Source organism: Parafrankia sp. Ea1.12 (assembly GCF_900465275.1).
GTDB classification, from domain to species: Bacteria; Actinomycetota; Actinomycetes; order Frankiales; family Frankiaceae; genus Parafrankia; species Parafrankia soli.
In genome coordinates this window covers 1-1,366 of record NZ_UBIZ01000629.1, presented here as the reverse complement: position 1 = coordinate 1,366, position 1,366 = coordinate 1, and the positions used below count along the sequence as shown (strand labels likewise).

Annotated in this window: 1 protein-coding gene; it reads right to left on the bottom strand. The window is 70.3% G+C overall.

The annotated features are described in order from the left end of the window. Window positions 1-18: 18 nt before the first annotated feature. On the bottom strand, window positions 19-1,236 hold the full coding sequence (locus FMEAI12_RS33820) for a YibE/F family protein (protein ID WP_235015015.1): 1,218 nt from the start codon (window positions 1,234-1,236) through the stop codon (window positions 19-21). Between the last annotated feature and the right edge of the window lie 130 nt (window positions 1,237-1,366).

Genomic DNA, 1,366 nt, shown 5'->3' with positions numbered 1-1,366 from the left:
GAACCCGGACGGCGAACGTTAGCTGGCCCGGTAGATGAGGGGCTGGGTGTCCGCGTCGGCGTGACCGGCTGGGGCGAAGTCGGTGTCGGTGTCGATGTCGGTCGAGGGGGATGCCGAGCCTGGGGGGTGTCGTCGTGATGCGGCGAGTGCCGCGATGGCGGTGGTGAGGGGCACCGAGGCGACGAGGCCGATGGTGCCGGCCGCGGTCCGCACGATTTCGGCGCCGACGAGGTCGGTGCTGGCCAGGTCGGCGCTGCTGCGGTCGGCGAGGGTGAACAGGAGCAGGGTCGGGAGCGCGGCGCCGGCGTAGGCGAGGACGAGGGTGTAGACGCTGGAGGCGATGTGGTCGCGTCCGACGCGCATCCCGGAGCGGTACAGGTGCCGCAACGAGGCCTGCGGGGCCGCGTCGGAGACCTCCCAGACCGCAGCAGCCTGGGTGATCGTCATGTCGTTGATCAGGCCGAGTGAGCCGATGATGACACTGGCGAGGACAAGACCGGGAAGGCTCAGCTGCCCGGCGAACCCCTTGAGCATCACGTCCTCGTCAGAACCGAGTCCGGTGATGCGCGCGAGGTCGATCGCCAAGGCGCCGAAGGCGCCGGCGAGGGCCATGCTGGCGAGGGTGCCCAGCAGCGCGGCGGTCGTGCGGGCGGAGACGCCGTGGGCGAGGTAGAGCAGGACGACGACCAGGGCGGTGCCTGTGATCAGGGCGACCGCGACGGGGGAATGTCCGTCGAGCAGGGACGGTAACGTGAACTTGACGATCACGAGGTAGCTGAGGGCCAGGCCGGCGAGCGCGGCCAGTCCGCGCCAACGGGCAACCGCGACGACCACCGCGGCGGTGAGGAACCCGATCCAGCCGATCGGAGTGGAGCGTTGGAAGTCCGCGACGTAGTAGGTCGCCTGGCCCGCGATGTCGGTGGTCGGGGCGAGACGGACCTTGTCCCCGGCTTTCAGGATCGGGCCGGTGGGGTCGACCAGAGTGTCGAGATGGAGCCGGCTGTCGGATTCCGACGCATCGTCCAGGACGACGTCGATCTGGTCGCAGGTCGCAGGAGGTGCCCCTGCGCCGGTCAGGTCAGGGCAGGGACCCCGGCCAGCGCGTTCGATGGTGGCGTTGACGAGCTGGCTGGCGCCGCCCACCAGGCCGCGCAGATCCTCGGGGGTTTCCCGGGTGCCACCGGACGGCCAGAGCAGGACGACACCGACCACGGTGAAGATCAGAAACAGCGCCACCGCCACCGCCATGACAGTCGTGGCCGGCCGCGACGTCTCGCCGGTCCCCGCTCCTCCACTGTGGTGATGTCCATGCCCCATGGCTCCCGAGTGTGGCCGTTGGGCATGGTGCTACCTGCGGCCAGGTGGC